This is a genomic window from Enterobacter sp. UPMP2052, from assembly GCF_053709675.1.
The window spans coordinates 429,765-452,662 of the sequence record NZ_JBSKJR010000001.1 but is presented as its reverse complement, the minus strand read 5'-3'; the positions used below and the strand labels follow the sequence as shown (position 1 = coordinate 452,662).

The window sequence follows — 22,898 nt, the reverse complement described above, 5'->3', positions numbered from 1 at the left end:
TCTTAAAATTAGCCTGCGCGAAGCAGCGTTTTCATTTTTTCGTTACGGCAAAACTGACGTTTCATCTCAACCACCAGCGCATTACGCGACAGCACAATCATCACCCCGAACGCCAGCGCGCCCGCCGCCACCTGCACGGCCAGCAGCGCGGCGAGCGGCAGCTGCCCGTTGAGCACCACGCCCAGCCCGTAGCTCACGACAAGGGTCGGCAATGAGAGGTAAAACGGCAGCCACAGGCTCAGGATGTACTGGCGGTAGCTGGAGCCGAGCACCGGCTTAATCATCACGAAGTAGCTCAGCACGGTATTGATGATTTGCACCAGCAGGAAGCCGAGCGTCACGCCGAGGGCGCCGGCCATGTGGCCGCCGACAACGATCGCCGGAATAAACAGAAAGGTTTTGAAGACGTTGAATTTGAAGCTGATATCAACGCGGGCTTTCGCCATCAGCAGCGAACCAATCGGGTTCCCCACCGAGCGCAACAGCCCGACCACGCAAAGCAGCTGCAGGATCGGCACGATGCTGACCCACTTATCGCCAAACACCAGCGGGACGAAGTTGCTGGAGACCACCATCAGCCCCAGCAGCACCGGGAAGTTGATAATGCCGACCACGGAGAGCAGCTTGTAGAAGTTGACGCGCAGCTTCTCCGTGTCGTCCTGGATTTTGGCGAACGCCGGGAACAGCACGCGGGTGATAATCGGGTTCAGCTTCATCGGCGGAACAACCGCGACGTTGTAAGCCAGGTTGTATCCCCCTGCGACACTCGCGCCGAGAATACGCGCCAGCACCAGCGTGGAGAGATTGGTATTGACGTAGTTAATGATACTGTCGGCGGTCAGCCATGCACCAAAGCGCAGGTTAGAGGAGACCGACGCCAGCGAGAAGTGCAGCCCCGGGCGATAAATTTTGCGGCCAAAGTAGCCAAACAGCAGCGTACGCACGGCAGAATTGACCAGATAGCCCAGAATAGCGGTCATCGCCAGCGGCCAGAAATGGGCGCTGACCACGGTAAAGGTGAAGCCCGCCAGCACGGCGCTGGTTTCGATCATGCCGATTTTGTTGAACTCCAGCTCCTTTTGCATCAGCGCGCGAAACTGCTGCCCGTGGGGGATCAGCACAAACGCAAAGGAGAGCGTGCGCATCAGCGGTGCCAGGTCCGGGTTATGCAGCACGCGGGCGATGGTGTCGCTCAGCAGGAATACCAGCACAAACACGACGATCCCAAGCCCAACGTTCAGCCAGTAGAGCGTGGTCAGCTCCAGATGGCTAATCTCCTTGCGCTGGATAATCGAGTTGGCAATACCAAAGTCAGACAGCGTATCGGCGAGGGCGATAATCACCAGCGACACGGTCAGAAGACCGAACTGGTGATTATCGATAATACGCGCCAGCACCGTCATCTGCACCAGCCCAAGGCCAATGATGACGATGGTCGCCATTGCTGACCACTTGGCGCCACTGATGGTTTTTTCTCGTAAGCTCATCTTAGTACGCCGCTTTGTTCACGAAACCTTTGAAGATAGTCAGAAAGACAATCTTGATATCGAACCAGACGCTCCACTCGCGGATGTACTCCAGATCGAACTCAATGCGTTTTTCCATTTTTTCCAGCGTGTCGGTCTCGCCGCGCCAGCCGTTGATTTGCGCCCAGCCGGTAATGCCTGGCTTCACTTTGTGGCGCAGCATGTAGCCTTCGATCAGGGTGCGGTACTGCTCGTTATGGGCGACGGCGTGCGGACGAGGCCCCACAATCGACATGCCGCCGGTAAAGACGTTGATAAACTGCGGCAGTTCGTCCAGCGAGGTCCGGCGCAGGAAGTTGCCAACGCGGGTCACGCGCGGATCGTTTTGCGTCGCCTGCGTTACCACGCTGTCGTTTTCCATCACCTTCATGGAGCGGAATTTCCACACCATAATCGGCTTACCGTCCATGCCGTAGCGGGTCTGGCGGAAGATAACCGGGCCGGGCGAGCTGATCTTTACGGCCAGCGCAATACAGCACAGCACCGGGGAAATCAGCAGCAAAATCAGCGACGAGAGCACGATATCTTCGAGGCGTTTCAGCACGCGGTTAATACCGGACAGCGGCGTGTCGTACAGCGGAACCACCGGAACGCCGTTCACTTCTTCAATACGGGAGTGGAGAATGTTAAAGGTAAAGACGTCCGGAATGAGGATTACCGAACAGGTGGTGTCCGCCAGGTCACGCACCAGCGTTTTGATGCAGGATTCATCTTTCATCTGCATGGCGATGTAGACGTTGTGGATCTTGCCAGCTTTTGCGTCCTCGACCAGCTGTTCGTAGTTTCCCGCCCAGTCCGACGACACACCGCCCGGCTTAGCATCGTGATAAATCCCAACCACGTCGAAACCTAACCACGGCTCTTTGCGGAAGGAGTTAAGCAGCACCTGACCTACCGGCAAATCACCGGCAACGGCCACATAGCGGGTGTTATAGCCCCGGTTACGCAGCCAGCCTGCGCCAAAGCGGATCAAGGATCGGCACACCACCATGCCTACGCTGGTCAGCAGATACCAGGCCAGATAGGTTACCAGACGGTTATCGAAATCCTGGCTGAAAGCCACCAGCCCGGCGCTGAAGATCAGGCTCAGGGTCCAGTTTTGCAGGAGAAGCATCAGCTCGGTGGTTATTTTCACGCCGCGCCACGAGCGATAAAAATCGGTCATTCCGCCGATCATCTGGAACACCACCAGCGCGATCAGGGCCATCAGCAGATGCATATATAAGAACGACTGCCCGCTGATCTGACACACCACCCACAATCCGCCGACCATGATGGTGATATCAGAAAATCGCTGCACCATAGAGATTAACGATGCATTCGTTCTCGCTCGGTCGCGCTTTTTTAGATTCGTCATCGTTGTTCCTTTAGTTACCTTTCCCCTCACCCCGCCCTCTCCCCAAAGGGGAGAGGATGTTCAGGTTCCCTCTCCCCTTTGGGGAGAGGGTTAGGGTGAGGGGTAGGTTTTCGTATTACTGATTCAACAGCGCCAGAATGTCCTTCGTTCGCGCTTCCATCAGCCCCGTATCGGCCCGTGATTCCACGTTCAGGCGCACCACCGGTTCGGTGTTGGAGGAGCGCAGGTTAAAACGCCACTGCGGGAACGACATGCTGATCCCGTCGGTGCGGTCGATTTCAAGTGCATGGATCGCGAAGTGATGCTCCACGCGGGCAATGGCCTCGGCAGGCTGCGCCAGCGTGCTGTTGATTTCCCCGCTTGCCGGGAAGGCGGCCATGCGGTCACGCACCAGTTCGCCCAGCGTTTGCCCTTTCAGGCACAGCAGCTCGGTTACCAGCAGCCACGGGATCATCCCGCTGTCGCAGTAGGCAAAATCGCGGAAATAGTGATGCGCGCTCATTTCGCCGCCGTAGATGGCGTCCTCTTCGCGCATGCGCTCCTTAATGAACGCATGGCCGGTTTTGGACATCACCGGCTCGCCGCCCGCCGCGCTTACCACGTCGACGGTGTTCCAGGAGAGACGCGGATCGTGAATGATCTTCGCCCCCGGGTTCTTCTCAAGGAAGGCTTCCGCCAGCAGGCCGACAATGTAATAGCCTTCGATAAACTGGCCCTTTTCATCGAACAGGAAGCAGCGGTCAAAATCGCCGTCAAAGGCAATGCCCATATCCGCGCCGTGCTCAATCACCGCGTTGCGGGTGTCGTCCCGGCACTCGGGCAGCAGCGGGTTCGGAATACCGTTCGGGAAGGTACCGTCCGGGGTGTTATGCACCTTGATGAAGGTCACCGGCACGTCCAGCGCCTTAAAGCGCGCTTCCAGCGCATCAATAACCGGACCCGCCGCGCCGTTACCGGAGTTAATCACCAGCTTCAGCGGCTTGAGGTTCGCCACGTTGATGTAGCCCAGCAGGTGGTCGATATACTCTTTTTGCAGGGTGATCTGCTGATAGCTGCCGCGTTTCGCTTCATCCACCGGCGGGAAGTCATTCGCTTCCGCCAGGCGCTGCACGTCGCGCAGGCCGGTATCACCGCTGATCGGACGCGCGCCCTTGCGCACCAGCTTCATGCCGTTGTAGTCCATCGGGTTATGGCTGGCGGTCACTTCGATACCGCCGTCCACGCCCAGGTGGAAAGTGGCAAAATAGATCTCTTCTGTGCCGGAAAGGCCGATATCCAGCACGTCTACGCCCGCGTCCTGCAGCCCTTTCGCCAGCGCCAGCTTGAGGGATTCGCTGGTCAGGCGCACGTCGCCGCCCAGCACGATTGTTTGGGGCTTTAAATATTCGCCATATGCACGGCCAATGCGCCACGCAATGTCTTCATTCAGCTCTTCGCCCAGCTTGCCGCGAATATCGTAGGCTTTAAAACAGGTTAATTTTTCCATGATGACCCCTTTTTCAGGCAACAGTTGGCCCTGACCACGTAATGGCCAAATTTATTTTTTTCATTCGTAGGCCCGGTTAGCGCAGCGCCACCGGGCGAGGTGCAAAGGCGCTATACCCGCCCGTAACGGTCCTGGAAGCGCACGATGTCGTCCTCTTCCAGATAGGAACCGGAGCGCACTTCAATTAAGTCGAGCGGAATTTTCCCCGGGTTTTCCAGGCAGTGGGTCGCCCCCAGGGGGATGTAAATAGACTCGTTCTCACCCAGCAGCTTGATTTCACCGTCGATGGTGACTTTGGCGGTCCCCGCCACCACCACCCAGTGCTCGGCGCGGTGGTGGTGCATCTGTACTGACAGCCCTTCGCCCGGCTTTACGGTAATACGCTTCACCTGATAGCGATCGCCCGCGTCGATGGAGTCATATTTACCCCACGGACGGTACACTTCACGGTGGATATGATGCTCGTGACGACCGTCGGCCTTAATCTGCTCGACGACTTTCTTCACGTCCTGCACCGCGTTACGGTCAGCGATCAGCACCGCGTCTTTGGTCTGAACGACCACCAGATCCTTTACCCCCACCGTGGTGACCAGGCCGGACTCGGCGTAAACGTAGCTGTTTTCTGTTTTGTGACTGATCACGTCACCGTGATGAACGTTTCCCTCCGGCGTATGGGCGCTGATCTCCCACAGAGAGGACCAGGAGCCGACGTCGCTCCAGCCGGCATCCATTGGCACGACCACGGCATCCGCCGTGCGTTCCATCACCGCGTAGTCGATGGACTCTTCAGGACAGGCGAGGAAAGAGGCTTCATCGACACGGATGAAATCAAGATCCGGGTCAACCACGGCCATGGCTTTTTCGCAGGCGCGTAAGATATCCGGACGATACTTTTCCAGCTCTTCCAGATAACGCCCGGCGCGGAACAGGAACATGCCGCTGTTCCAGTAATATTCCCCGCTGGCTACGTAGGCCTGCGCGGTTTCAAGATTGGGTTTTTCAACGAACTGCGCCACATCGAACGCCACGCTGTCACCTTCGCCAGCCGTGACCGTGCCGCGGCGGATATAGCCATAACCGGTTTCCGGCAGATCCGGAACGATGCCAAAGGTCACCAGCTTGCCGCTCTCGGCGTAAGGAATGGCGGCCCGTACCGCGTCGCGGAACGTCTCTTCCTGCTGAATGACGTGATCAGCGGCCAGGACCAGCATCAGCGGGTCACATTCCGGGCTGCTGCGTTTCGCCGCCAGCGCCGCCAGGGCGATAGCGGGTGCGGTATTACGTCCGGCAGGCTCCAGAATGATATTTTCTGTGAGTTTGTTCAGCTGGCGCAGCTGCTCGGCAACGATAAAGCGGTGCTGCTCGTTGCAGATCACCACCGGGCTTTCACACTCCACGCCCTGCAGACGGTTGACCGTCGTTTGCAGCATGGTGAGCTCCCCTTTCAGGCAGAGGAACTGTTTTGGATAGAGCACGCGGGACAGCGGCCACAACCGGCTACCAGAGCCACCAGCCATCACGACCGGAAACAATTTGCTTTGACTCATGATTTATCCCCGTATATCTGCAATAAATTGGCTCAGCACGTTCTCTTTTTCGAGCGTGCGTTCGGCATATTCACGTGCCACCGTGTTGACTTTTGGCATGGCAAGCGCGTGCTCAATGCCAGCGACCAGGGCGGACACCGACTCCGGCTCGACGCAAACGGCGATCCCCGGATAGTTCTCGCACAGCTGGCCTAACTCGGTCTCCGGCTCAGCGGTGATGACCGCGTTGCCGCCGACCGCCAGAATGTTGGTGAGCTTCGACGGCAATACCGCATCCGCCGCGCCGCGCTTTTGCACCACCAGATGGCAGTCGCCCATCTTCAGCAACGCAGGCAAGGCCTCGTAAGACTGAAGCGGGAAAAATTTCACGTTGGTCAGGCCGCGTTCGCTTGCCATTTTTTCCAGGCGCGCTTTACCGCCACCCTGCCCGACAATCACAAACATCCATGAATGTTTGCTTAACTGATGCGCCGCCTCGATAACGCTTTCCAGCCCCTGCTTTTCACCGATGTTGCCTGAATAAAGAATGATTTTTTGGTCATCAGGCAAACCGAGCTGAGTGCGTAACGCCCGGGCATCAATTTCCGTTACGTCACGAAAGCGCGCCACTTCGGACCAGTTCGGGAAAAAGATCACTTTCTCCTGCGCGACGCCCTTCTCCTGCGCTTTGTTCATCATTGAGCGCGAGATGGTCGACACGTAATCCACGTTGTGCAGGCCGCTGCGCTCAAAGGCGCTGGCGAGTCTGGCAACACGGCCACCCTTGCCTTTACCGGCCATGCCCAGACCGAGCATCGCATCGACTTCATAATCCTGAATGTGCAGCAGGGTGCGTGCGCCGGAGAGTTTCCCCAGCAGGCGCATGCCCGGCGTGCAAAATAGCGTCGGCACCACGCCGATAATGCGATCCGGCTTCCAGCGACGCTGCGCCATCAGCGGGAAGAAACTGCTCAGGGCAAAGCTGCCGAGATGGAGCAAGCGTTTCAGGGTTGACGGCTGCTTCGGCACGTACAGCGGGCAGCGCCAGACGGTGGCGGCCCCCTGTTCGCGGCGATAGCGCCAGCCCGAGTAACGCTCGCCTACCTTCCACTCCGGGTAATACGGCGGTGCGGTAATGACCCGCACCTCGTGGCCCTGGCTCGCCATCCACTCCACCATTTCACCGGTATATTTTCCGATGCCGGTCAGCTCCGGCGAGTAGTTGATTCCGTAAACAAGGATTCTCATAAGCCCGGCACTCCGGCCTGACGATCTGCCAGAAAATAGGCACGACTGTTGTCGTGCACATTGTCACTGGCAAGCAGCGCCTCTGGCGTTTGCCAGCGGTAGTCGTCATGTTGAGAATCAGGCAGACGCAGGTCTGCCTCACTCACTTTCAGGCGGAACCCCAGCACGATGTAGTGCGTGGTGAAGTCGCTACCGGAAAAGTTATCGTCATAGAAGTGCTGCCAGACCCCGTAAAACTGGCCCGATGCCATCGGCAGTTGCAGGCCCAGTTCCGCCAGAGTGAGACGTTCAAACGCATCGGTAAGCCGCTCATCCTTCTGCACGCGCCCGCCGGGCACGAACCAGAAGCCCTGTGCAGGACGATTGGTTCGTTTCCCCAGCAAGAACTCGCCGCGTTCGTTCTCCACAATCAAATCCATTGAGATGAGCGGTGTGGAACGAACGATCGTGGCAAAATCTTCCTGACTCAAAAACATGGTTACCCCCGGAAGCGGTGCTGATTTTCAAGGAACCACTGGTAGGTACTTGCCAGCCCCTGCTCCAGTGACACCTCGTGATACCAGCCCAGCTGATGCAGGCGGGTCACGTCGAGCAGCTTGCGCGGCGTACCGTCCGGTTTCGTGGCGTCAAACACCACGCGGCCTCTGTAGCCCACCACCTGCGCGATGGTCTGCGCCAGCTCGCGGATCGTGCAGTCCACACCGGTGCCAACGTTGATGTGCGACAGCATTGGCTCGGTGTTTTCCTGCCAGACCTCGCGATCCAGCTCCATAACGTGAATGCTGGCCGCAGCCATGTCGTCCACGTGCAGGAACTCACGCATCGGCGTGCCGCTCCCCCACACCACCACATCCGGTGCATTCTCGGCGGTCGCCTCGTGGAAGCGGCGCAGCAGCGCCGGGATCACGTGCGAGTTGCTCGGGTGGAAGTTATCGTGCGGCCCGTACAGGTTGGTCGGCATCACCGAGCGATAGTCGCGGTTGTACTGACGGTTGTAGGACTCACACAGCTTAATCCCGGCAATTTTGGCAATCGCGTACGGCTCGTTGGTCGCTTCCAGCGTCCCCTGCAGCAGTTCGCTCTCGGCGATCGGCTGCTTCGCCATTTTCGGGTAAATACAGGATGAACCGAGGAACAACAACTTGTTCACGTTGTGCAGGTGCGCCGCGTGAATGATGTTGCTCTCAATCATCATGTTTTCGTAGATGAAATCCGCCGGGTAGGTGTTGTTGGCGACGATACCGCCCACCTTTGCCGCCGCCAGATACACCTGGTCAATGCGTTCGTTCTCAAAGAACGCCTGCACTGCGCGGCTGTCGAGCAGGTTCAGCTCGTCGCGCGTGCGGACAATCACCTCGACGTCGCCGCGCTGTTCAAGCTGTCGGACAATCGCGGAACCCACCATTCCGCGATGACCGGCGACAAAAATACGTTGTTTGGTCATTCTCAGGACTCCAGCGCGATGGCAACCTCGTAGCCATGGGACTTCAGCAGTGAGTGTTTTTTCGCCGCTTCAAGATCTTTAGCTACCATCTCTGAGACCATCTCCTGCAGCGTGGTTTCTGGTTTCCAGCCCAGGGTTTCGTGCGCTTTGGTTGGGTCGCCGAGCAGGGTTTCCACTTCCGCAGGACGGAAGTAACGCGGGTCAACCTGGACAATCACGTCGCCCGGCTTCACGCCCGGTGCGTCATGGCCGGTCACGGAGACCACAATGCCCTTCTCTTCCACGCCGGTGCCTTCAAAGCGCAGTTTGATGCCCAGTTGTGCCGCGGCCATTTCCACGAACTGACGCACGGAGTACTGCACGCCGGTCGCAATCACGAAGTCTTCTGGCTTGTCCTGCTGCAGCATCATCCACTGCATTTTCACGTAGTCCTTCGCATGGCCCCAGTCACGCAGGGAATCCATGTTGCCGAGGTGCAGGCAAGACTCCAGGCCCTGAGCGATGTTGGCGATCGCGCGGGTGATTTTGCGGGTTACGAAGGTCTCGCCGCGGCGCGGGGATTCGTGGTTGAACAGAATGCCGTTACAGGCGTACATGCCGTAGGATTCACGGTAGTTCACGGTGATCCAGTAGGCGTACAGTTTTGCCACCGCATACGGTGAACGAGGGTAGAACGGCGTGGTCTCTTTCTGCGGGATCTCCTGCACCAGGCCGTACAGCTCAGAGGTGGACGCCTGATAGAAGCGGGTTTTCTTCTCAAGACCGAGGAAGCGAATCGCTTCCAGCAGACGCAGGGTACCCATGGCATCAACGTCAGCGGTGTATTCCGGGGATTCGAAAGAAACGGCGACGTGGCTCATCGCGCCCAGGTTATACACTTCATCCGGCTGCACTTCCTGCAGGATGCGGGTCAGGTTGGAGGTATCGGTCAGGTCGCCGTAGTGCAGGTGGAATTTCGGGTTCGCGGCATGGGGATCCTGATAGATATGGTCCACACGCTCGGTGTTGAAAGACGATGCACGACGTTTAATACCGTGAACTTCATAACCTTTTTCCAGCAGCAATTCTGCCAGGTAAGAACCATCCTGTCCGGTAACGCCGGTGATGAGAGCGACTTTAGACATGTTTATATTCCTCTGTACTTATCAAAGTTTTTCAGTTTCAACGCGTTCGCGTATCACCACTGCGGGATTGCCACGGCAAATTTTATTTGCCGGTAGCGATTTAAAAACACTGCTGCGGGCACCAATAACCGTGCCGTCGCCAACAGAAACACCGGGTGCAACGAAAACGTCCGTTGCTAGCCAGCATTTTTCACCAATCACAACAGGCGTGGCGGTAATATCAAAATGCGGGCTCATAAAATCATGGCTGCCGGTGCACAAATAACATTTCTGTGAAATCACCGAGTTGGCACCAATCGTAATATCGCCAAGGGTATATAGCACCGCGTCATCCCCGACCCAGGCGTAATCCCCAAGCGTTAATTTCCAGGGGTACGTAATTTTTACCGATGGACGAATAACTACGTTTTTTCCGATTTTTGCACCAAACAGGCGCAATAAAAATGCTCGCCAGCGGTACAGTATTTGCGGAGACCAGGCAAATAACGTTGCCTGAACCGCCCACCACAACTGCACCTTAATACCGTTCCCGCCCCGAAAACCTTTCGGCACGGAGAATCCGTTAAGTTCCTGCATTACGTTTCCTTATATTTCAGGCTTTGTTATATAAGGCTTTCGCTTTACCCGTCGTTTTAAGACGGAAGAAATAAGACAATTCTGCCCAGAAGCCCGGCACGCGTAATATTTTACGCTGAACGTTTTTCGCGTCCTGGCATAGTTCCAGATTATTAGAGGTTGACACGCCCCCCATCGAAAATTCGGACACCAGCCCTTTAATTCGACGGAACGGATAACCGGCTTTATACAAACTGGCCGTCAGGGCATAATCTGATGACACTTTATACTGCAAATCATAAGGCTGTTTTTTCAGCCCGCTGACCGGGTAGAAAATGGCCTGATGGCTGGCGGGCAGGCTGTGATAGATATACCAGCCCGGTTTTGCGCTACGCAGTACCCTGTTACCATCACCGAAATCGAGCAGCGCATCGCCGATAAACATCGCGTCCTCTTTCTGACGCGCCAGCTGACGGGCAAAAAGCGCCACATCATCGTGGAAGGTATCGCCGGAATTGAGGAAGATGGCATAGCGCCCTTGCGCCATGGCGATCCCCTTGTTCATGGCGTCGTAGATGCCTTTATCTTTCTCGCTGATGTAACGTAAGTTGAACTCACCGTTGAGTTTTTCCAGAAACTCCGCCGTGCCGTCGTTCGAGCCGCCGTCGACCACGATCCACTCAAAGGTGATACTCGGATCGCGCGCCAGGTTGCGCAGCGAGCGCCAGGTTTTTACCACGCCTTCGTAGTTGCGAAAGGCGACGGTAACCACACTAAGAAACATAAATCACCTCATTTCGTCATACGCGCGTAATATTAAGCGCCTTGCGCAAAATAAACGGACAGACAATCAAGAATGCATATTCCGGGCTAAATATTGACCCCGTAAAAAACAGCGACACTGGCGTAAAAAGATAAAGCTGTACGCGAAAGTTCTGGTTATCACCAAACGCGTTGATCATCATTTTGAAAACTTTAAACAGATACCACAGCGTCAACAGTACGGCGAACCAGGAAAAATAAATAATTAACAGATACAGGCCATTGTCTATTGTTTTTCCGACGTCCGCACCGTTAAAGATTCCGAATGATGCAACATATTCGTAAAGTGAGCCGAATCTTACTACGCCATCAATGTGGGTTAATGAATACCCCACCATCACCAGCGGACCAATGATGCGATAATAGGACGACGAGCCTTCGGTTCCCAAATCACCAAGACGTTCGGAGATGTACGGAAACGCAAATATTACGCCCACCAGAAATACCGTCAGGGAGATTATCGCCAGCGGCAGCTTTTTCTTAATCGCTTCTTTGTTCAGATACTGAAACACCCACTCCAGCAGGTAAAACAGGATAAATGTCATTACCCCTGAGAACGATCCGGACAGAACGATTCCTGCAAGAATCATAGCATCGGTCTTAGGGGTTTTGATACCGAACTGTTTGATGCTGAGCCAAATTGAGATTAATGCCAGAGCAAAAAACGCGGGTTCAAAATAGAGGGCAGTGGTACGTTTACCACCAAACTTAATAAAGTTCAGTACATAGCTGTTACTGTAAATGAGATATTTCGAAATTATTTCCATCAGGCTACTGCCGCCGGTCAAAATAATTTGCGCCATCTCCATGGCCGCAAGCATAACAACCAGCCCGACGACAATATAAAAGAACCTGAGGATTTTCCTATAATTGTGCGGAGAAATAGTTTTAAAGCGAATACTCCACACCATGCCAATAATAATGACGATATACACAAACAGCATGGTTGAGGTGACGTATTTGCTGGCATCCAGCGACTGACCAAACAGGTAGTTAAAGGCCGTTAAGCCAAACCCCAGCCCCAGCGCAATCATCAGTTTCTTGAGGCTGATTTTCTCAACGTAGAGCAAAAGCAGGACCGGCAAGAAGGTGACGATAGTGATCGGGAAGCTCTCTCCCAGCTGGGCAATCTTGACGTTGACCAGCAGGTAGATCAGCGGCAGCAGCAGATAACTACAGATTCTGATAGAACGAGACATACTCCTCCAGCATCTGTTGTCCACTGTAGGCCTTGCGGCTGCGGTTGCGGAACGATTCCAGGTCAGTGCCAAAAACGGCCTGCGCAATCTCCGCCTTCGGCAGCTGCACCAGAGGCAGAACCTCACTCTCTGCAAAGGTCTTTCCGCCCGATTTATCCAGCACTTCGCGCGCGGCGTCGCTGTGGGTGGCAATCACCGGCACGCCGATAGAGAGCGCTTCGCACAGGATCAGCGGGTAGTTGTCCACGCGGGAGCTAAACACCAGGGCGTCCATACCGTTGAGCGCACTCATCAGTTTGCGTTTGTCGGTTTCAAACCCGTGGTTAATCACATTCGGCCCCTCAAACGGGGAGAATTTGCCGAAGGTATGCAGCTCAATCTTGTTCCCCAGCGCCATAATGTCGCGCACCAGCTGCTGGTTGGTTTTGCCGTCGTAACGCAGATCGTGCGCCACCACGGCAATTTTCGGCTGACCTGCCGTTACGGCAACCGGCGTCAGTTCGGCCAGGATCTCTTCCGTTGCCACGTCGATCCCGTTGTTGACGATCTTGCACTGCTCTGCCCCGTACAGGCTGTTGAACGCATCCGCGACGTGCTGACTTGGCGAGATAAAGATGCAGCCGAGCGAAAGCATGGCGCGGAACAGCTGGCGCTTGCCCTCAACTAACTGGTGCGCGCGATCCACTTTAACCGGCGGATAGTTACTCAGGGTCGGGCATTTCTGGCAGTCGGTTTTCCAGCCTTCGCAGCCGTCGGTAAACGCGCAGCGCCCGGTCACGCTCCAGTGATCGTGCAGCGTCCAGACGAATCGCGTGTCCGGCTTGTGGGCCTGCACGTTTTCGCAAAACGCCACCACCTCTTCCAGGTTCAGCCAGTAACTGTGCAGGACGTGAAAATGCAGAACAACCGGCCCGGAGGTACGGGTCACGGTGCGATAGAGATTATTCAGATTGCCAAACAGATCGCGGTTAAACAGGCGGAACAGCGCAATGTTCGCCACCGACGTCAGGCGCGGCGTCTGCTTCAGAACGTGCGGATAGTTATCGTGGCTGACGCTTTTCTTGCCGCCCTTGCCGTAACCGTAGACGAAACGGGACTGTAGTCCTTTTTCCAGCGCGCGCTGGTGCAGATCCAGCGCCACGCCTGCCGCGCCGCCTTCCGCCAGGCGCACGTTAAATTGCAAAATATTCATTTGATCACCTTCACGCGGGCTTTCTCACCGACCACCAGCGCGTTGTCCGGGATGCTGTCCAGCACTACGCTACCGGCACCAATGGTGACGTTATTGCCCACGGTAATATCACCAATCATCACCACGTTAGCGCCCAGCTCGACGTTATTGCCGATAACCGGGCAGGCCAGGCTTTCCGGCCCGCGATTGCCAATAGTGACCGCGTGACGGATGGTGAAATCATCCCCTGCCACCACGAACTTATTGATCACCACCGCATAGCCATGATGAATGGTAAAGCGACGGCCAATGGTGGCCGCAGCCTGAATTTCATAGCCGAAGAAACATTCAGTGATGATGCGGTACAGCACCAGCACCGGTGCCGCCCAAAGATTGTTGAGCACATTTTTTTTGCGCCACACCGAGCAAAAATGCGCGATGCGGTAGGCAAGCACCATGCAGCACGGGCGCAGGCTCCAGCCGTTTGCGCGGCAATCTTCCAGAAACATTATTTCCCCCGAAGTCCATCGGCCAGACGCTTGCCGTTACGTACGGAAAGCAGCGTGAGCAGCGTGCGCCAGTTCATGCGCTTGTTGCGGATCTGGTAGAGGGTAAAAAGCTGATACTTACGGCTGGCACGGTCGAATTTTTCTTTGTGCTTGCGGTAAAAGTGGAAATAGCCCGAGAATTTCTTTGGCGACGAGGTGATTTGCATCTCGCCATGATTGATGTGCAGGATCTGCGTGGCCTCTTCCACCTTCCACGGCTCGCCGTACTCCACCACCATCCGCAGGAAAATGTCGTAGTCCTGCGCGGCCTTCAGTTCGGTATCAAACAGACAGGCTTTAAAGCGTTGTGCCCAGGTAAACACCTGATTACCGATAATGTTGCGCTTGTAAAACAGGCGACGGGAGTACGGTGATTTCGGGTACAGCGGCAGGCTCGCCGGCTGCGAATAAACTTCGCCCTGGCAAACATAGTCGTTGGCATACAGGAACGCGTGCGTCACCAGCTGCGCTTTGTGCGACAGGAAGATCGACAGACGGTTTGGCGTCCATTCGTCATCATCGTCGATCCCGGTCAGATACTGCCCTTTCGCCTGCATAATCGCCTGATTACGCACCGCACACGCCCCGGAATTGATGGGGTTATGCGTGTACATCACGCGCGGGTCGTTCAGGTCTTCAACAAATTTTTGCAGTTGCTCAAACGAGGAGGAACAGTCATCGACGATGATCAGTTCCCAGTTATCGTAATCCTGACGCAGGACCGATTTAATCGCGCGGATCGCCAGCTGCTGACGATTCCATGTCGGCATATAGATAGAAATCAAAGGGCGTTGTGTGGTCATGGTCTTCCCCGGATAAATTCGATGCCCTCACCCCCGCCCTCTCCCAAAGAAGAGGGGGATAACATTCCCTCTCCCTCAGGGAGAGGGTCAGGGTGAGGGAAACTGGTTATTTACTGTCAGACTTATATTCGTACTCGTAATAGCCGTAATCCTGATACCCGGTCGCGCGGCGGAAGATGGAGTTGAGGATCACCCCTTTCACCTCAATGCCGTTCTGCTCGAAGCGGCTCAGGCTGGTTTCCACTTCCTTGAGCGTGTTCACCGCGTAGCGCGCCACCATCAGCGTGGTCCCCGCATGGCGACCCACCACTGCGGCATCGGTCACGGCGAGGATTGGCGGGGTATCGATCAGTACCAGGTCGTAGTGCTTGCTCGCCCACTCGATAAGCTGGGTAAAGCGCTCGCTCATCAGCAGTTCAGACGGGTTAGGCGGTACCTGGCCGCGTGGGATCAGGTCAAACTTCGGAATCGAGGTCGGTTTCGCGCTATCGGCGATCTCCCCTTTGCCGAGCAGGATTTCAGACAGACCGTTGACGTTGTTGGTCCCCAGCAGCTCGTGGGTGTAGCCCTTACGCATATCGCAGTCGATCAGCAGCACGCGTTTGTTGGTCTGGCTCACCACTGCCGCGAGGTTGGCACAGACGAACGTCTTACCAATCGACGGGCTGACCCCGGTCATCATCAGGACGTTGTTTTTGGCCTGCATCATGGCGAAGTGAAGGCTGGTACGCAGGCTGCGCACGGCTTCAATCGCGAGGTCGGTCGGGTTACCCACGGCCAGCAGCTGGCTCTGCTTGTAACGCTTCACGCCCTTGACGGTTTTCACGCTGTCGCGCGATTTCTGCCACTCAGAGAGCGGGATGCTGGCGTAAACGCTGATGCCATTTTCTTCCAGCACCTGCGGGCTTTCGATACCGCGGTTGAACAAGGAGCGCAGCAGCACGCCCACGATGGAGAGCATCAGGCCGAGAATAATGCTGCCGAGAATAATCAGCGCCTTCTTCGGCTTCAGCACGCCAGGCTGCGTGATGGCCGGGTCAACGATGCGCACGTCGCCAACGGTACTGGCTTCGGTGATCTTCAGCTCCTGCTGTTTATTCAGCAGCTGCATGTACACCTGCTGGCCAGATTCCACGTCGCGGGTCAGACGCACAATCTCCTGCTGGGTTTTTGGCATTGCGGTGACGCGGTTATTCAGCTTCGCCTTCTCGTCTTCCAGGGTACGGCGTTTTTCCAGCAGCGTGCGGTAGGCCGGGTGGCGTTTGGTATAAAGCTTGGAGATTTCCGCCTCTTTGAAGGTCAGTTCGTTGAGCTGCGCGTCGATGTTAACCATCGAATCCAGCACCGATTTCGCTTCCAGCGGCAGGTCGACGGAGTCTTTATCCTGGCGATAAGCGTTCAGCTTGTTCTCGGCGTCATCCAGGCGCGAACGCACTTCCGGCAGCTGTTTAGCGAGGAAAGCCAGACTTTTTGCTGCTTCCGCCGACTTGCGCTCAACGTTCTGCTCAAGGTAGTTGCGGGTGATGCTGTTGAGGATGTCGCGGATCTGATCTTTATCTTCACCGGTAAAGGTCATGCTCAGAACACCAGTGTCCTTGCCGTTTTCGGTCACGGTCAGGTTGTTTTGCAGGTTATTGATCATCCCGAGCGTGGAGAATTTGGTGACCGTGAACTCACCGCCTTCCTGCGCGTGAATGGCGCTGACCATCATGCTGACGCCGTCTTTGGAGAGCATCTTCCCGACTTCACCACGCGCGCTAAAACCGGCGTCACTGGTAAGCTGATACTGGTTTGGCCCGAGAACCTCCAGGGTAAAGGTTTGATCTCCGGCCCCTTTCGGCAGCACAAAGTCGGTGACTTTCACCGTATCATTGCTGCGGCCCATCAGGCGATCCCAGCCCGCGCCAAACACCGGGAAGGTGTTTTTAGTGACCGAAATATCCAGCCCCAAATCGTGCACCGTTTTGCCGAGTACAAGACGCGACTGGATCAGCTGAATTTCCGCATCCGACGCCGGTGGCTTATTTGCCAGCGCGGAGCCGATGTCCTGTACCAGCGAGTTGCCGGTATTCTGTTCAATCTGGACCAGCGCGTCGGCGCTGTAGATTGGCGTCGCAAACAGCGTATAGATAAACGCCCCAACGGCGAACACGGCGGTGATGCCGAGCACCCACCACTTCGCTTCAACCACGGTGCCGACAAGACGACCAATATCAATTTCATCACTGCCCGAGATCGGGGCGGCAGATGTTTTTGTTTTTTCTGTCATTGTTATCCCTGCTGAGCTTTCAGTGCCTGCGCCCACTGACGGGCAGACTGGTCAAGTAAGGTGTACACCGCCTCAAATGCCTCACGGCTCTTGCGATACGGATCGGGGATCTCGCGTTCATTGTCCCAGTGACCAAACAGCATCACCTTGCCGCGCATCTCCGGGGCGATGTCGCACAGCGCATGAATATGGCGTTTTTCCATCGCGAGGATCAGGTCATACTCGCGGCACATCCGGCCCGTGACCTGACGGGCGATATGCCCGTCGAGGGAGAGGTTATGATCCAGGGCAACGTGGGTGGCACGTTCGTCGGCCCCTTTACCGACCAGCGCACCCAGCCCTGCGGACTCCACCGTGAGATCAGGCTGATACTGTTTCAGCAGGCGTTCAGCCGTGGGGGAACGGCAAATGTTCCCCACACACACCACTAAAATTTTGTTAAACATCGCGGATTACCAGGTGTGAATGTCGCGCGCCGTATCCGTCATGTAGCGAACGCCACTGATGGTTGGCAGCAACTGGTTGATCAGACGGTTCCAGCGGGCAACCGGCGCGGTGGTGACATAGACCACATCGTATGGCTGGAGGCGGAACTCGGTGGCCATGACCAGCGATGTCGCATCGGACATATCCAGCTGGTAGATATTGGCAATCTTGCCTTTCGCGCTGCCCTCGCCCTTCAGCGGACGGATCACGAAGATGCCGCTGGCGTTGGAGGAGGTCAGATCGATGCCTTCCGCATTGCCCAGCGCTTCGGTCAGGGTCATGCCGCTGAAGTCCATTTTGAGGGTGCTCTGTTTCTTCACTTCACCCATGACGAAGACTTTCAGATCGTCGTTACGCGGCACGTACAGAATATCGCCTGGATAAAGCAGGCGGTTCTGGGTCAGGTCGCCGTTTTGCATCAGCGCCTGCAGCGAAATGCGCTGCTCTTTGCCTTCGTGGGTCAGCACGACGTTGCGCCAGTCGGCGCCATCGGTTAAGCCGCCCGCGGCATTGATGGCATCCAGAACGGTGAGCGGTACGTTGGTGATGGCCTGCTGGCCGGATTTGTTCACCTGGCCGGAGATGTAGGCTTTCTGCGAGCGGAATGCGGCGATATTAACGTCCACCTGCGGGTCAGCAATGTACTGCGCTAAGCGGCTGGTAATATCACTACGGATCTCGGCAAGCGTTTTGCCGACAACATGCACTTTGCCAATGTACGGATAGAACATGGTGCCATCGGACTGGACCCAGTTCCCGGTATCGCTTGAGCTGCGGTACTGGCCCGCCGGGGTGGTGAGTTCAGGGTGATCCCAGACGGTAACGCTAATCACGTCACCCGGCCCCACGCGATACTCATAATTGGCGATTTCCTGGTCCAGAGACATATTCGGCTGGGCAACATTCGGACGCGGACGTAATTGTTCGACCAGACGCGGGGTCAGGGGATAAACATTGACCATTTTGTCGAGATCGAAATCGGCATCCTGTTGTTTAATCACATCCTTGCCCGATGTGGACATATTGCTGCCGGGAAAGACCGTGCAACCACTCATCAAGGTCACAGACACCAATAATGGCATCAATTTCATTTTGGATTTCATCATTGATTATTTATCACTTTGGCAGAGTAATTATCCTGTGCAAATTAAATAAGCGCGGGTCGTTTTGGCATTCAGCATGCAGTTAATCAATTTGAAATATAACTGGCATCTGTCCTAAAAAAACCGTATTCATCCATTGGCTATTGACAGAATAATTGAGGCTGTTTTACACGCCTTCAGGCACGCTACCGCCCTTGGCTTTCAGTTACCAATCCACTGACTAAACAATATGTTATGGATAGACACCCTCTTGGACATGGCTTCAGGGAAAATATATCGGCCATGAAAAACCCATGACGGATAAACATTTTCATTCCCTGAATACCGAAACAAAAATAGCAGCAAGAAGTTTTAACATTTGATGCTGGGAGAATTGTTGCAGCTAACCTAATAGCAGGCAAGGAGACAACCGTCTGAATAACAGTTTTTAAGATTAATATTAAGAGCAAATTTTTAAGGTTTTAGGAATTTCTTTATATTGACAAAATATCGAATAAAACCACTCAGTGCGATATATCCTAAATAACGTCTCCGATAATCAAAACCTCGCACTATACTTATTTACACCCTCCCGCATGTTGTTCATTTTTTTGGTTATCGATTAAGAGAAATCTCAGCCTGCCATTGCATTTTTGGTCAGCTTTATCCATGATCGCAATGTGACATTAGTCATATAACAGAAGGTATTGCTATTACTATGGAATGGATTGCCGATCCGTCAATCTGGGCCGGGCTGGTTACGCTGGTCGTCATCGAATTAGTGCTCGGTATTGATAATCTGGTCTTTATCGCCATCCTTGCCGAAAAATTACCGCCTTCGCAGCGCGACCGTGCGCGCGTCACGGGGCTGGTGCTGGCGATGGTGATGCGTTTGCTGCTGCTGGCCTCCATCTCCTGGCTGGTCACTCTCACCACGCCGCTGTTTACGGTTTACGGCCTGAGCTTCAGCGCCCGCGATCTGATCATGCTGTTCGGCGGGCTGTTCCTGCTGTTCAAAGCCACCGTCGAGCTTAACGAGCGGCTTGAAGGGAAAGACCATGACAACCCGACCCAGCGTCGCGGGGCAAAATTCTGGCCGGTGGTGGCGCAAATCGTGGTACTGGATGCCGTCTTCTCGCTGGACTCGGTCATTACCGCCGTCGGCATGGTAGACCACCTCGCGGTGATGATGGCCGCGGTAATCATTGCTATTACGCTGATGATCATGGCAAGCAAGGCGCTGACCCGCTTTGTGAACAGCCACCCGACCATCGTTATTCTCTGCCTGAGCTTCCTGCTGATGATCGGCTTTAGCCTGGTGGCCGACGGCTTTGGCTTCCATATTCCGAAGGGGTATCTGTACGCCGCAATCGGGTTCTCGGTGATGATCGAATCCCTTAACCAGCTGGCGATTTTCAACCGTCGCCGCTTTCTCTCCGCTAATCAGACCCTGCGTCAGCGCACCGCCGATACGGTGATGCGCCTGCTCAGCGGGCGAAAAGAGGATGCAGAACTGGACGCCGAGTCCGCCGCGCTGCTTGCCGACCACAGCGACGGGCAGATCTTTAACCCGCAGGAACGGCGCATGATTGAGCGCGTGCTGAACCTTAACCAGCGCTCGGTCAGCAGCATCATGACCTCCCGTCATGACATCGAACATGTCGACCTGACGGCCCCGGAAGAGCAGATCCGCGCCCTGCTGGATAAAAATCAGCACACCCGCGTGGTGGTGACCGGGGGCGACGAGGAAGAAGAGCTGCTCGGCGTGGTACACATCATCGACCTGCTGCAACAGCAGTTGCACGGCGAGCCGCTCAACCTGCGTGTTCTGGTCCGCCAGCCGCTGGTGTTCCCGGAGGCGCTGCCGTTACTGTCCGCCCTTGAGCAGTTCCGCAACGCGCGCACTCACTTTGCCTTTGTGGTGGATGAGTTTGGGTCCGTTGAAGGTTTAGTGACGCTGAGCGACGTGATGGAAACGATCGCCGGCAATCTGCCTAACGAAGTCGATGAAATCGATGCGCGCCACGATATCCAGAAGAATGCCGACGGCACCTGGACGGCAAACGGCCATATGCCGCTTGAGGACCTGGTGCAGTTTGTTCCGCTGCCGCTGGATGAGAAGCGTGAATACCACACCATTGCAGGGCTGTTGATGGAGTATCTCCAGCGCATTCCGACGCCAGGCGAAGAGGTGCAGGTAGGAGATTACTTGATCAAAACGCTTCAGGTTGAAAGCCATCGCGTGCAGAAGGTGCAGCTGATACCGCTACGTAGCGAGGATGAGCTGGATTTTGAGGTATAAAAAAGCCGGGTAGCGCTTCGCTTACCCGGCCTGCGATTTACGGATTTTACAGGCCGGGTAAGGCGTAGCCGCCACCCGGCACTAACACTCTCAAAGCTTATCTAACAGCTTTTTCACGTCCTTACCGTTTTGCGAATCCTTGTTGCGATCCGCCCAGTCGTTCAGCCGACGTTTTGCTTCATCCTGAAGGTGCTTACGCAGAATTTGATCAACCTGCAGGCTGTAATTCAGCGCCTGCCATTTTCCGTAGACGTGCAGCGGGACTGGCGTCGCTTTGAGGAAATCAATCAGTTCACCCTCGCCTTCCCAGCCGGAAAGCACGCGGACGTTAAACCGGGTGTCAGCCGTCTCTTTCACCAGATCCATCTTGCCCTCACCGGTGAGCGCCAGCATCGACGAGGTGCCCTGCATCTGATTCAGCGAAAGCTGCCCGTTATCCAGGGTCAGATCGCTGGTGAAGTTATCAAGACGTGTCGCGCTGTCGTAGTTTTCATTCGCCTTAACGTTACTGCTGCGCTCAACCGCCTGCTGGACCAGCTGCTGGAAGTTGAGGCCTTCCATGCGGGTGTCTTTCAGCTCAACGTGCGCCTGGCCCTGCCAGTTATGGCGGAACGCGTCGGCGTCAATTTTCGTGCCGGCGAAATCCCCCGCCAGCGACATCTGTCCGGTCAGTGAAATCGGGTAGTTAAAGGCGTTCAGAATGGTGCCGATTTCGACATTATCCAGGCGCGGCTGGAAGGCAGCGCTGGCCGTGTCTTTACGCACATCCAGCGTACCCGGCAGCGACAGATGCCCTGCCCCCATCTTGCCGCCCAGCTCGGAGATGACGAGCAATCCATTGTGATTGAACATCTGGCTACTGACGTCGGTAAACTCAATGCCGCGCCAGCGCAGCCGGTTAGCTTTTAGCAGAATATCGGCGGTAAAACCGCGCAGGCCGTTATAGTCAGGCTGATCGAGATTAGATGAAATCACTGGCCGCGGCTTCATCGCCTGGCTCTGACCGTTTTGCGCCGCACCGGCATCAGCCGTGCTGGCGGGCTGTGTTGGAAGCAGGTTTTCAAGATTCAGCGTGTCGAACTGCAAATCCAGAACCCACTTCGGCTCCTCAGCCAGGGTCACGCTCGCCTGCCCTTTCATGCTGCTGTCATTGGCCTGCAGGTTAAGGTTATTGAGCTGCAGCTGTTTGTGTTCTTCCTGCCAGATGGCCTGCAAGGTCCCCTGGCCGGCAATGCCTTTGGTCGGCAGGTCGGCGCCGGTGAGCTGCCAGTTCAACTGGCGGATATCGGCAGTCAACTGGTGCGGATAGTCCGACGCGTTTACGTTGGCATCCATCGACAACGTCAGATCGCGCTGGTCGCGGTTGATACGCCCGGAAAACGCCATGGTCGCAATGTGGTTCGCGTCCTGCTCCATCGTCAGGCTGATGTTGCGCACGGTAACCTGCTCATCGTCTTCATGCTGAAAAACCAGCACGCTGTCGGCAATTTTCAGGTTGGCGATGTCAAATGACCAGCCGGCATCGGACGGCACGTCGGGCAAGGTATTTTCGTGCGGGGCAACCGGCGCGTCCGGCTGGCGAACCGCTTCGCTTTGCGGCGTAAGCTGGATCACCGCCCCTTTCAGCATCACCCGATCAACCTGAAGCTGATGGGAGAAAAGCGGGATCAGCGCGACATCAAGACGCATGTTGTCGGCCGCCACCAGCGGCTGTGATGCCCCTGGCGCAGTCAGCGACATGCGCCCGGAGAGAATGCTCAGCTGCGGCCAGACGTGCCAGCGCAGCGGCCCGTCCAGCTTAAGTTCGTAACCACTGCGCGCTTCGACCTGACGCACCATATAGGCACGGAAGTCATTCGGGTTAACCAGCAGTACCAACGCCGAAAGGCCAGCAACCAGAACCACCAGCAAAATCATCAGCGTTGTCAGAACTCTTCTCATGGCATCCTC

Annotated in this window: 19 protein-coding genes; 1 reads left to right on the top strand and 18 read right to left on the bottom strand. The window is 55.8% G+C overall.

Features of this window, described 5'->3' with window-relative positions; all coding sequences use genetic code 11:
• Window positions 1–8 precede the first annotated feature (8 nt).
• The 17 genes from wzxC to ACWKX3_RS01930 form a co-directional block, all read right to left on the bottom strand.
• On the bottom strand, window positions 9–1,487 hold the full coding sequence (wzxC, locus tag ACWKX3_RS02010; RefSeq protein ID WP_102890507.1) for a colanic acid undecaprenyl disphosphate flippase WzxC: 1,479 nt from the start codon (window positions 1,485–1,487) through the stop codon (window positions 9–11).
• Window position 1,488: 1 nt separating this feature from the next.
• Window positions 1,489–2,883, bottom strand: a complete 1,395-nt coding sequence (wcaJ, locus tag ACWKX3_RS02005) for an undecaprenyl-phosphate glucose phosphotransferase (RefSeq protein WP_006176301.1) — start codon at window positions 2,881–2,883, stop codon at window positions 1,489–1,491.
• Between the two features lie 115 nt (window positions 2,884–2,998).
• Window positions 2,999–4,369, bottom strand: coding sequence for a colanic acid biosynthesis phosphomannomutase CpsG (gene cpsG / locus ACWKX3_RS02000; protein ID WP_454541183.1), 1,371 nt, complete (start codon window positions 4,367–4,369; stop codon window positions 2,999–3,001).
• A 110-nt stretch (window positions 4,370–4,479) separates the two neighbouring features.
• Window positions 4,480–5,916, bottom strand: coding sequence for a mannose-1-phosphate guanyltransferase (gene cpsB / locus ACWKX3_RS01995; RefSeq protein ID WP_006176303.1), 1,437 nt, complete (start codon window positions 5,914–5,916; stop codon window positions 4,480–4,482).
• 3 nt (window positions 5,917–5,919) lie between these two features.
• Entirely contained in the window at window positions 5,920–7,143 is a 1,224-nt protein-coding gene (gene wcaI / locus ACWKX3_RS01990; RefSeq protein WP_454541182.1) for a colanic acid biosynthesis fucosyltransferase WcaI, read from the bottom strand.
• The gene (locus tag ACWKX3_RS01985) at window positions 7,140–7,619 is read right to left on the bottom strand and encodes a GDP-mannose mannosyl hydrolase (RefSeq protein WP_006176305.1); all 480 of its coding nucleotides are present in this window, start codon (window positions 7,617–7,619) and stop codon (window positions 7,140–7,142) included. The genes wcaI and ACWKX3_RS01985 overlap by 4 nt, the downstream gene beginning before the upstream one ends.
• 2 nt (window positions 7,620–7,621) lie before the next feature.
• Window positions 7,622–8,587: a GDP-L-fucose synthase gene (fcl, locus tag ACWKX3_RS01980; RefSeq protein WP_006176306.1), complete on the bottom strand. Its 966-nt coding sequence runs from the start codon at window positions 8,585–8,587 to the stop codon at window positions 7,622–7,624.
• Window positions 8,588–8,589: 2 nt separating this feature from the next.
• Entirely contained in the window at window positions 8,590–9,711 is a 1,122-nt protein-coding gene (gene gmd, locus ACWKX3_RS01975; protein WP_088208132.1) for a GDP-mannose 4,6-dehydratase, read from the bottom strand.
• 21 nt (window positions 9,712–9,732) lie between these two features.
• Complete coding sequence (gene wcaF, locus ACWKX3_RS01970; protein WP_006176308.1) at window positions 9,733–10,287, bottom strand: colanic acid biosynthesis acetyltransferase WcaF; 555 nt, start codon at window positions 10,285–10,287, stop codon at window positions 9,733–9,735.
• Window positions 10,288–10,303: 16 nt separating this feature from the next.
• Window positions 10,304–11,050 (bottom strand): colanic acid biosynthesis glycosyltransferase WcaE, encoded by a 747-nt coding sequence (gene wcaE / locus ACWKX3_RS01965; protein WP_058609786.1) that lies wholly within the window; start codon window positions 11,048–11,050, stop codon window positions 10,304–10,306.
• 16 nt (window positions 11,051–11,066) lie between these two features.
• Window positions 11,067–12,287 carry a colanic acid polymerase WcaD gene (wcaD, locus tag ACWKX3_RS01960; RefSeq protein ID WP_454541181.1) on the bottom strand — a complete coding sequence of 407 codons (1,221 nt, stop codon included), beginning with the start codon at window positions 12,285–12,287 and terminating at the stop codon, window positions 11,067–11,069.
• Window positions 12,262–13,479 carry a colanic acid biosynthesis glycosyltransferase WcaC gene (gene wcaC, locus ACWKX3_RS01955; RefSeq protein WP_454541180.1) on the bottom strand — a complete coding sequence of 406 codons (1,218 nt, stop codon included), beginning with the start codon at window positions 13,477–13,479 and terminating at the stop codon, window positions 12,262–12,264. The genes wcaD and wcaC overlap by 26 nt, the downstream gene beginning before the upstream one ends.
• Window positions 13,476–13,967, bottom strand: a complete 492-nt coding sequence (wcaB, locus tag ACWKX3_RS01950) for a colanic acid biosynthesis acetyltransferase WcaB (protein WP_042320603.1) — start codon at window positions 13,965–13,967, stop codon at window positions 13,476–13,478. Before wcaB ends, wcaC begins: the two co-directional genes overlap by 4 nt.
• A complete protein-coding gene (gene wcaA, locus ACWKX3_RS01945) occupies window positions 13,967–14,809 on the bottom strand; it encodes a colanic acid biosynthesis glycosyltransferase WcaA (protein ID WP_006176315.1) in 843 nt (280 codons plus the stop codon). Before wcaA ends, wcaB begins: the two co-directional genes overlap by 1 nt.
• A gap of 106 nt (window positions 14,810–14,915) precedes the next feature.
• Window positions 14,916–17,078 (bottom strand): tyrosine-protein kinase Wzc, encoded by a 2,163-nt coding sequence (wzc, locus tag ACWKX3_RS01940; RefSeq protein ID WP_006176316.1) that lies wholly within the window; start codon window positions 17,076–17,078, stop codon window positions 14,916–14,918.
• A gap of 2 nt (window positions 17,079–17,080) precedes the next feature.
• Entirely contained in the window at window positions 17,081–17,524 is a 444-nt protein-coding gene (gene wzb, locus ACWKX3_RS01935) for a low molecular weight protein-tyrosine-phosphatase Wzb (protein ID WP_006176317.1), read from the bottom strand.
• 6 nt (window positions 17,525–17,530) lie between these two features.
• Window positions 17,531–18,670, bottom strand: coding sequence for a polysaccharide export protein (locus ACWKX3_RS01930; RefSeq protein ID WP_006176318.1), 1,140 nt, complete (start codon window positions 18,668–18,670; stop codon window positions 17,531–17,533).
• A gap of 694 nt (window positions 18,671–19,364) precedes the next feature.
• Here ACWKX3_RS01930 and ACWKX3_RS01925 point away from each other — a divergent pair.
• Entirely contained in the window at window positions 19,365–20,948 is a 1,584-nt protein-coding gene (locus ACWKX3_RS01925; RefSeq protein ID WP_006176320.1) for a TerC family protein, read from the top strand.
• A 90-nt stretch (window positions 20,949–21,038) separates the two neighbouring features.
• On the opposite strand, the gene asmA is transcribed toward ACWKX3_RS01925, so the two are convergent.
• Window positions 21,039–22,889, bottom strand: coding sequence for an outer membrane assembly protein AsmA (gene asmA, locus ACWKX3_RS01920; RefSeq protein WP_101737316.1), 1,851 nt, complete (start codon window positions 22,887–22,889; stop codon window positions 21,039–21,041).
• Window positions 22,890–22,898 lie beyond the last annotated feature (9 nt).

Excerpts from the sequence above, each read along its gene's own strand:
- fcl (WP_006176306.1), bottom strand. The coding sequence starts at position 8,587 with ATGACCAAACAACGTATTTTTGTCGCCGGTCATCGCGGAATGGTGGGT.
- cpsB (WP_006176303.1), bottom strand. The coding sequence starts at position 5,916 with ATGAGTCAAAGCAAATTGTTTCCGGTCGTGATGGCTGGTGGCTCTGGT.
- gmd (WP_088208132.1), bottom strand. The coding sequence starts at position 9,711 with ATGTCTAAAGTCGCTCTCATCACCGGCGTTACCGGACAGGATGGTTCT.
- asmA (WP_101737316.1), bottom strand. The coding sequence starts at position 22,889 with ATGAGAAGAGTTCTGACAACGCTGATGATTTTGCTGGTGGTTCTGGTT.
- wzc (WP_006176316.1), bottom strand. The coding sequence starts at position 17,078 with ATGACAGAAAAAACAAAAACATCTGCCGCCCCGATCTCGGGCAGTGAT.
- cpsG (WP_454541183.1), bottom strand. The coding sequence starts at position 4,369 with ATGGAAAAATTAACCTGTTTTAAAGCCTACGATATTCGCGGCAAGCTG.
- wcaE (WP_058609786.1), bottom strand. The coding sequence starts at position 11,050 with ATGTTTCTTAGTGTGGTTACCGTCGCCTTTCGCAACTACGAAGGCGTG.
- wcaJ (WP_006176301.1), bottom strand. The coding sequence starts at position 2,883 with ATGACGAATCTAAAAAAGCGCGACCGAGCGAGAACGAATGCATCGTTA.
- ACWKX3_RS01930 (WP_006176318.1), bottom strand. The coding sequence starts at position 18,670 with ATGATGAAATCCAAAATGAAATTGATGCCATTATTGGTGTCTGTGACC.
- ACWKX3_RS01985 (WP_006176305.1), bottom strand. The coding sequence starts at position 7,619 with ATGTTTTTGAGTCAGGAAGATTTTGCCACGATCGTTCGTTCCACACCG.
- wcaI (WP_454541182.1), bottom strand. The coding sequence starts at position 7,143 with ATGAGAATCCTTGTTTACGGAATCAACTACTCGCCGGAGCTGACCGGC.
- wzxC (WP_102890507.1), bottom strand. The coding sequence starts at position 1,487 with ATGAGCTTACGAGAAAAAACCATCAGTGGCGCCAAGTGGTCAGCAATG.
- wzb (WP_006176317.1), bottom strand. The coding sequence starts at position 17,524 with ATGTTTAACAAAATTTTAGTGGTGTGTGTGGGGAACATTTGCCGTTCC.
- ACWKX3_RS01925 (WP_006176320.1), top strand. The coding sequence starts at position 19,365 with ATGGAATGGATTGCCGATCCGTCAATCTGGGCCGGGCTGGTTACGCTG.
- wcaF (WP_006176308.1), bottom strand. The coding sequence starts at position 10,287 with ATGCAGGAACTTAACGGATTCTCCGTGCCGAAAGGTTTTCGGGGCGGG.
- wcaB (WP_042320603.1), bottom strand. The coding sequence starts at position 13,967 with ATGTTTCTGGAAGATTGCCGCGCAAACGGCTGGAGCCTGCGCCCGTGC.
- wcaA (WP_006176315.1), bottom strand. The coding sequence starts at position 14,809 with ATGACCACACAACGCCCTTTGATTTCTATCTATATGCCGACATGGAAT.
- wcaC (WP_454541180.1), bottom strand. The coding sequence starts at position 13,479 with ATGAATATTTTGCAATTTAACGTGCGCCTGGCGGAAGGCGGCGCGGCA.
- wcaD (WP_454541181.1), bottom strand. The coding sequence starts at position 12,287 with ATGTCTCGTTCTATCAGAATCTGTAGTTATCTGCTGCTGCCGCTGATC.